Source organism: Streptomyces sp. GC420 (genome assembly GCF_009916105.1).
GTDB lineage: Bacteria > Actinomycetota > Actinomycetes > Streptomycetales > Streptomycetaceae > Streptomyces.
In genome coordinates this window covers 1-8124 of record NZ_JAAAXQ010000353.1, presented here as the reverse complement: position 1 = coordinate 8124, position 8124 = coordinate 1, and the positions used below count along the sequence as shown (strand labels likewise).

At 73.0% G+C, this 8124-nt stretch carries 6 protein-coding genes; all 6 read right to left on the bottom strand.

Features of this window, described 5'->3' with window-relative positions; translation table 11 throughout:
* Positions 1 to 20 precede the first annotated feature (20 nt).
* Positions 21 to 2462 carry a glycosyltransferase family 39 protein gene (locus GUY61_RS30735; protein ID WP_166633523.1) on the bottom strand — a complete coding sequence of 814 codons (2442 nt, stop codon included), beginning with the start codon at positions 2460 to 2462 and terminating at the stop codon, positions 21 to 23.
* Positions 2459 to 4069, bottom strand: coding sequence for a glycosyltransferase (locus tag GUY61_RS30730; RefSeq protein WP_243766866.1), 1611 nt, complete (start codon positions 4067 to 4069; stop codon positions 2459 to 2461). Before GUY61_RS30730 ends, GUY61_RS30735 begins: the two co-directional genes overlap by 4 nt.
* A 26-nt stretch (positions 4070 to 4095) precedes the next feature.
* A complete protein-coding gene (locus GUY61_RS30725; RefSeq protein ID WP_166633525.1) occupies positions 4096 to 5649 on the bottom strand; it encodes a cell wall metabolism sensor histidine kinase WalK in 1554 nt (517 codons plus the stop codon).
* 161 nt (positions 5650 to 5810) lie between these two features.
* Complete coding sequence (locus GUY61_RS30720; RefSeq protein WP_166633522.1) at positions 5811 to 6563, bottom strand: response regulator transcription factor; 753 nt, start codon at positions 6561 to 6563, stop codon at positions 5811 to 5813.
* A gap of 133 nt (positions 6564 to 6696) precedes the next feature.
* The gene (locus GUY61_RS30715) at positions 6697 to 7602 is read right to left on the bottom strand and encodes an amidohydrolase family protein (RefSeq protein ID WP_166633524.1); all 906 of its coding nucleotides are present in this window, start codon (positions 7600 to 7602) and stop codon (positions 6697 to 6699) included.
* A gap of 50 nt (positions 7603 to 7652) precedes the next feature.
* Positions 7653 to 7778, bottom strand: coding sequence for a hypothetical protein (locus GUY61_RS41340; protein WP_279576877.1), 126 nt, complete (start codon positions 7776 to 7778; stop codon positions 7653 to 7655).
* Positions 7779 to 8124 lie beyond the last annotated feature (346 nt).

Sequence of the window (8124 nt, the reverse complement as noted above, 5' to 3'; positions counted from 1 at the left end):
CCCCTTTCCCGTGCCGGCCGCTACTTCTGCTGGGTCAGGTCGTACATCGTGGCGCTGCCGACCGCGACCTGCCCGAAGTTCTCCTGCACCCAGGCACTGATCTCGGACGCCGCGCCGCTGCCGCCGTTCTGGCCACCGCCGCCCATGCCGCCGCCCATGCCGCCGCCCGCGACGAAGTAGTGGATCCTGCCCTCCTGCACGTACTCCTTGAACTCGGCGAGAGTGGGGGACGGGTCGCTGCCGTTGAAGCCGCCGATCGCCATGACCGGTTCCCCGGTGGACAGTTGGTAGCTGGCCGCGTTCTGCGAACCGATGGCGGCGGCCACCCAGGTGTAGTCGTCGGCGTTCTCCAGCAGGGCCGCCCGGGTCTCCGCGTCGACACTGGTGCCGCCCAGCAGACCGCCCATGCCGCCGCCACCGCCGCCCGCGCCGCCTGCGCCGCCGTCGCCCGTACCGCCGCCGGGCATCTGCCCCGTACCGCCGCCGGGCGCCTGTCCGGTGCCGCCGCCGGGCTGCCCGCCGGGGCCGCCGCCCGGGAGCTGCCCCTGTCCCTGGCCCTGGCCGTTCTGCTGGCTCTGTCCGCCGGGCGGCTGCTGCATACCGCCACCGCCGCCGGGGCCGCCGCCACCGCCCGGACCGCCGCCGGGCCCACCGCTGCCGCCCGTCGACGGGCCGGCCGTCACGATCGAACCCGAGTGGCCGGTCTGGAGGGTGTCCCAGGTGTACGCGACCGGGCCGGCCAGCGAGGCCGCCAGCCCGAGTCCGGCCGCGGCGAGGGCAAGCCGCCGCCCGGCACGGGACGCGAGGAGCAGGCCGGCCGCGGCCGCGAGCCCGCCGATCAGCACGGCCCACCTCAGCCAGGGCATGAAGTCGGACGAGCGGCCCAGCAGGACGTACGACCAGACGGCCGTGACCGCGACCGTGCCGCCAAGCGTGGCGGACGCGGCGACCGAACGCCGCTCCTCCCACAGCACGGCGGCCCCCATGCCGACCAGTGCGGCGACGTACGGGGCGAGGGCCACGGTGTAGTACTCGTGGAAGATGCCCTGCATGAAGCTGAAGACGAGGACCGTCATCAGCAGTGAGCCGCCCCAGGCGAGGAAGGCGGCCCGCGCGGTGTCCGCACGCTTCGCCCTCCAGGTGACGGCGAGCCCCGCGACCAGCAGGATCAGTGCGGCCGGCAGCAGCCAGGAGATCTGGCCACCGATCGAGGAGCCGAACATCCGGCCGATGCCCGTCTCGCCCCAGCCGCCGCCCTGGCCGCCGCCGACGCTGCCGGTCTCCTCGCCGTTGATGCGGCCAAGACCGTTGTAGCCGAAGGTCAGTTCCAGGAAGCTGTTGTTCTGCGAGCCTCCGATGTACGGGCGGGAGGACGCGGGCCAGAGTTCGACGATCGCGACCCACCAGCCGCCCGCGAGCACCATCGCGCCACCGGCCGCCAGCAACTGGCCGATCCGCTTCTTCATCCCCGTCGGCGCGAGGAGCAGGTAGACGGCCGCCAGCGCGGGCAGGATGAGGAAGGCCTGAAGCGTCTTGGCCAGAAAGGCGAAACCGACCGCGACACCGGCCAGGACCAGCCACTTCGTCTGCGCCTCCTCCATGGCGCGCAGCACGCAGTAGACGGTGACGGTCATCAGCAGCGCGAGCAGTGCGTCCGGGTTGTTGAAGCGGAACATCAGCGCGGCGACGGGCGTCAGCGCGAACGCGGCGCCCGCGATGAGACCGGCGCCCGCGCCGAACCGGCGCCGCACGGCGGCGTAGAGCACGCCGACGGTGGCGACGCCCATCAGCACCTCGGGCAGCAGGATCTGCCAGGAGCCGAGGCCGAACAGCCGTACCGACAGGGCCATCGGCCAGAGGGCGGCCGGGGGCTTGTCCACGGTGATCGCGTTGGCGGCGTCCAGGGAGCCGAAGAAGAGGGCCTTCCAGCTCTCGCTGCCGGCCTGGACGGCCGCGGAGTAGAAGGAGTTGGCGTAACCGGAGGCGGACAGGTTGTACAGGTACGCCAGGAAGGTGGCGAGCAGCAGCCCGAGGAACGCGGGCCGTACCCACCGGGCGTCCTCGGGCCGCCCGCGCCACAGCCGGGCGAGGCGCCCACCGCCGGTGGCGCCACCGTCCGCACCCGTCGGCCCGGGCGCGGGCGCGGGCCGTCCGCCGGCGACCGGGCCCGCGGCCACCGGGCCGGCGGCGACCGCGGCCCCCGCCGGGTCCCGCGTTCCGGCCGGTGCGCCGTCAGGTGCGTCGGCAGAGGTGCCGACGGGCCAGAGCTGCTCGGCCCGGACGGGGGTGACGGCCGCGTCGGAACGCGCGGCGGCGGTGAGCGCCGGTTCCGTGACCGGCGACGGGTCCGGGTCGCCCGGTCCCGGTCCGTTCCGGGTGCCGCCCTCCGGGGACGGTGGCCCGGATGGCGGGCCCCACAAGGAGCGCTCTGGGGTGGCCTGGTGATGGTGCGGCGTGCTCATCGGGCGTTCCTCGGGTCGTAGCCGTGGTCGTTGTCGTAACCGCGGTCGTAGTAGTCGCGGTCGTAGTAGTCGCGGCCGCCGTCACGGCCATGGTCGCGGTCGTGGTCGCGGTCGTGGCGGTGGGCGCCGGAGTAGTCGTACGGAGACGGGGCGTTCGCCTCGACCGGGCGGAGCCGGACCGTCCGGTCCTGGGGCGCGTGGCCGCGGTGGACGTAGTCCCCGGGCTCGGGGGCGCCGCCGTACGACACGCGGCCCCCGGCCGACGCACCCGCCTCCGCGGAAGAGGAGGAGGAAGAGGAAGGAGAAGAAGGGTGAGAAGGGGTGGGGACGGGCGCAGGAGAAGGAACGGTGGCGGGGGAGTTGCCCGCGGCCGCCCGGTCCGGGAAGACCCAGGCGCGGAACAGCAGGAACCGCAGGACCGTCGCCGCCAGGTTGGCCGCGACCAGGACGGCCAGTTCCGTGCCGCGCGAGGGGTCGCCGGCCGCCACGTTCAGGGCGGCCAGGGAGCCGCTGGTCAGGGCGAGACCTATGCCGAAGACGACCAGGCCCTGTGCCTGGTGCCGTACCGCGCGCTCCGGGCCCCGCACTCCGAAGGTGAGCCTGCGGTTGGCCGCCGTGTTGGCGATCGCGGAGAGCAGCAGCGCGAGGGCGTTGGCGGTCTGGGAACCGACGCCCTGCCGGAACAGCGTGTACAGGAGCAGGTAGAAGATCGTGCTGAAAGCCCCGACCGCGCAGAAGCCCACGAGCTGCCGGGCGAGCCCGCCCGGCACCCCGTTCAGCTGCCGGTCGCGCGGGTCGTCGCCGAACGGCCGCGCCAGCCGGTCCAGTGGCAGGGCCCCCGTGGCCAGCGCCCGCCCGACCCGCCAGACGCCCTTCAGGTCTTCGGTCGCGGTGCGCACGATGTGGACCGTGGAGCGGGGGTCGTCGACCCAGTCGACCGGTACCTCGTGGATGCGCAGCCCGGCGCGTTCCGCGAGCACCAGCATCTCGGTGTCGAAGAACCATCCGCTGTCCTCGACCATCGGCAGCAGCCGTTCCGCCACGTCCCTGCGCACGGCCTTGAAGCCGCACTGCGCGTCGGAGAACCGGGCCTGGAGCGAGCCGCGCAGGATCAGGTTGTACATCCGCGAGACGAACTCCCGCTTCGGTCCCCGTACGACGCGGGAGCTGCGCGCGAGCCGGGAGCCGATCGCCAGGTCCGAGTGCCCGGAGATCAGCGGGGCCACCAGCGGCAGCAGCGCGTTCAGGTCGGTGGAGAGGTCGACGTCCATGTACGCGAGGACGGGCGCGTCGGAGGCCGACCAGACGGTCCGCAGCGCGCGCCCCCGCCCCTTCTGCTCCAGCCGGACCGAGGACACCTCGTCGAGCGTCGCGGCGAGCCGGGCGGCGATCAGCGGGGTGCCGTCCGTGCTCGCGTTGTCCGCGATGGTGATCCGGAAGCGGTACGGGAAGGTGCGGGTCAGGTGGTCGCGGAGCCTGTGCACGCAGGATTCGAGGTCGAGTTCCTCGTTGTAGACGGGGATCACGACATCGAGCACCGTCTCAGTCCTGCCGACGGGCAGATGCTCGCGGGCCGGAAGCGTGCCGAGTGATGTCTGGGGGGTCATATCCACGACCTTCGGCGGCCGCGCTGTCACATCTGTGTGGCCCGACTGTGCTGTGCCTGTGAGTGCGTTACCGGCAGGTGAACGGCGAAGACGGTACGGCCGGGCCGGCTGTCGACCTGCACCTGACCGTCGTGCGCGGTCACCACGGCCTGCACGATCGCCAGCCCCAGACCGGTCGACCCGGCACCCGTGGAACGGCCGCCGGACGACCGGGAACGGGAGGCGTCACCGCGCGCGAAGCGCTCGAAGACGTGGGGGATCAGCTCGTGCGGGATGCCCTGGCCGTCGTCCTCGACCTCCAGGGTCACCCATGGCCCCTGCCGCAGCACGCGCGCGGTGACCGTCGTACCGGGCGGGGTGTGCGTACGGGCGTTGGCGAGGAGGTTGACGAGGACCTGATGCAACCGTGCACCGTCACCGTTCACCATGGCGGGCTCGTCGGCGAGTTCCAGGCGCCACTTGTGGTCCCGGCCGGCGACCTGGGCATCGCTGACGGCATCGACCACCAGCATCGACAGGTCGCACTCCTGGTAGGACAGCGGACGCCCGGCGTCCAGCCGCGCGAGCAGCAGCAGGTCCTCCACCAGGCCCGTCATCCGGTGGGCCTCGGACTCGATGCGGCCGAGCGCGTGCCGGGTGTCGGGGCCGGTCTGTTCCCGTCCGCGTCTGGTCAGTTCGGCGTATCCGCGGATGGAGGCGAGCGGGGTGCGCAGCTCGTGGCTGGCGTCGGCGACGAACTGCCGTACCCGCATCTCGCTCTCCTGGCGGGACGTCAGTGCGGCCCCGACATGGCCGAGCATCCGGTTCAGCGCCGCGCCGACCTGGCCCACCTCGGTCCGTGGATCGGCCTCGGCGTCCGGCACCCGCTCGTGCAGGGCCACTTCACCGACGTGCAGCGGCAGTTCGGAGACACGGGTGGCGGTCGCGGCGACCCGGCGCAGCGGACGCAGGGCGACCCCGACCATGGCGGTGCCGGCCAGCGCGGCGGCGATCAGTCCGGCGCCGGTGACGCAGACCTCGATGACGATGAGGGTGTCGAGGGTGGCTTCGACGTCGGCGGTGGGGAGCCCCACGAAGTAGCCGCTCTCGCCGTCCGTGGCGTAGGCGACGCGGTACTCGCCCAGGCCGGGTATCTCCACGGTGTGCTGGTCGAGGTCCCTGGGGACGCCGTTCAGGGCGTCCAGTTGCGCGTCGGTGAGGGTGACGGCGGATGGCATGCCGGCCTCGGTGTTCTTGCTGTACTGGCCCTGGGTGGCCTTCCCCCCGCTGACGACCGCGCCGAGGGTGCCGTAGGCCTGGCCACCCCGGATGACCCAGCCGAGCCCGCTCTCGTCCTCGTCGCTGCCGACCGCGCCGGTTCCGGGGTCGGTGACGGCGCCGGTTCCGGGGTCGGTTCCGGGCCCCAGGCCGGTTCCCTCGTCCGGGCGGAGTGGCTTGTTCTTCTCGTCGGGCGGACCGACCGCCCGCTTCCCGACCTCGGTGACCCGGGTGTCCAGCTGGTTGAACAGATACTGGTGCAGGGCGATCGTCGTCACCGACCCGATCACCGCGCACACCACGGCGGCCAGCGCCACGACCATCAGCACCAGCCGGGTCCGCAGCGACCCGCGCCGCCGCCTGCCGCGCGACGGTCTGCCGCGCGACGGTCTGCCGCGCGACGGTCTGCTGGGCGACGGTCTGCTGGGCGGGGGCGGCGGGGCGGCCGCGCCCGCCCGCTCCGCGGCGAAGGGGGCCGGCGCGATCACAGGGTGGCCGAGGACTCTGCGGCCTTGATCAAGTAGCCGGCGCCACGACGGGTGTGGATCATCGGTTCCCGGCCGGCGTCGATCTTCCGGCGCAGGTACGAGATGTACAGCTCGACGACGTTGGCCTGGCCCCCGAAGTCGTACGACCAGACCCGGTCCAGGATCTGGGCCTTGCTCAGCACCCGGCGCGGGTTGCGCATCAGGAAGCGCAGCAGCTCGAACTCGGTGGCGGTGAGGTGGATCTCGACACCGCCCCTGGTCACCTCGTGACTGTCCTCGTCCAGGACGAGATCGCCGACGGCGAGCACCGACTCACCGCGCACCGTCCCGGCTCCGGACCTGCGGATCAGCCCACGCAGCCGGGCCACGACCTCCTCCAGGCTGAACGGCTTGGTGACGTAGTCGTCGCCGCCCGCGGTCAGACCGGCGATCCGGTCCTCGACCGCGTCCTTCGCGGTGAGGAACAGCACCGGCACCTCGGGCAGGTCGCGGCGGAGTCTGCCGAGGACGGCGAGACCGTCCATGTCGGGCAGCATCATGTCGAGGACGACGGCGTCCGGGCGGAATTCACGGGCGGTGCGCAGGGCCCCGGTGCCGTCGCCCGCGCTGCGCACTTCCCATCCCTCGTAGCGCAGGGCCATGGAAAGCAGCTCGGTGAGGGACGCCTCGTCGTCGACGACGAGCACGCGGACGGGCGAGCCGTCTGGCCTGAGCAGTTCGGTGCGGTGGTGGGGAGAGGTCGCGGTCATAAGACGTACGGTGGTCCGCGGTCCTGAGAAGACCCTTTCCCGAACCTGTGAATTGTCTGAGAACCCACAGGAGCCGCACAGGATCAGTGCGGGGCCGGGAGCGGCCGTGCGCCGACCCGGCCCGCGAGCGGTCTCAGAACCGCAGGTCGAACAGCTCGGCCGCGTTCCCCCAGCACACCGCCCGCAGCCAGTCCTCCCCCAGCCCGAGCCGCTCCAGCGCGTCCAGCTGGTGGCGGTACGGGTACGGGATGTTCGGGAAGTCCGAGCCGAGCAGGATCCGGTCCCCGAGGGCCGCGAGCCGTCCGAGGTCCCGCCGCGGGAACGGCATCATGGCCTCGGAGAAGTCCGTGAACGCCATGGTGGTGTCCAGCCGCACCTCCGGGTACCGCTCGGCGAGGTCCAGGAAGTCGGCGTACTCCGGCATGCCCATGTGCGCGACGATCAGCGACAGCCCCGGGTGGCGGGCGAGCAGCCGGCCGACCGGCTCGGGACCGGTGTGCTTCCCGGGCGCCGGCCCGGAACCGCAGTGCATGACCACGGGGACGCGCGCCTCCGCCAGCAGCCCCCACGCCTCGTCGAGCCGGGGGTCGTTCGCGTCGTACGCCCCGACCTGGAGGTGCGCCTTGAAGACGCGGGCGCCTGCGTCCACCGCCTCCCGCACGTAGCGCCCGACGCCGGGCTCGGGGAAGAGCGTGGCGGTGTGCAGCGAGTCCGGCACCCGGGCGGCGAACCCGGCGGCCCAGGAGTTGAGCCACTCCGCCATGCCCTGCTTGTGCGGGTACAGCATGGAAGTGAAGGCCCGGACGCCGAACTCCCGTAGCAGCCGGACCCGTTCCTCCTCCTCGTGCCGGTAGGTGATCGGCCACTCCCTGCCCGTCAGCGGCCCCACGGCGTCGAAGTACGCCCACACCTTGCTCAGCACGCGCTCCGGCATGAAGTGCGTGTGCACGTCGACGAGTCCCGGCAGCCCGAGCCCCTGCCAGAACGCCGTGACACCTGCCGCGTCGGTCCTGTCGGCCGCGTCGGCCCGGTCGGCCATGCCGGCCCCGCCGCCGTCCGTGCCTGCCCCGCCGTCCGACGGGCGCGCCGTCACAGCGCGTCCGTCGTCGAGGCGTGGGAGCCCTCGGCGCCGGCGCCGTCGCCACCGGTAGGGCGGGAGGTGAGGACTACGGCGCGGTACGGCGGTTCATGGGCAGGAGCGGGGAACGCGGGCATGCTTCTCCCTCGGGATGCGACATGGGCGGTGCGAATTCGGTGCAGCCGCCAATCACTTTCCGCCGCGGTGTGCGCCGGCGTCCAGTGATCGGTTCGAAAAGGCGCTGTCCCTGCCCGCCATCGAGGTGGCCTGAGATGGCCGGACGGTCTCGACGGGTTGCACGGCCAGGAGGCCGCCCACGGTTCAGAAGAGACCCTCCTGGGCGCCGGGCTCGACCGGCGTCAGCGGCATTGTGATCAGCGGCGGACCACCCCGGCGTGCGGCCAGGGTCCAGCCGCTCATCAGCCGCGTGTCGAGCACGGTCACCCGCTCCCCTGGCCCGTCCGAGCCGTGGGTCCCCTCCCC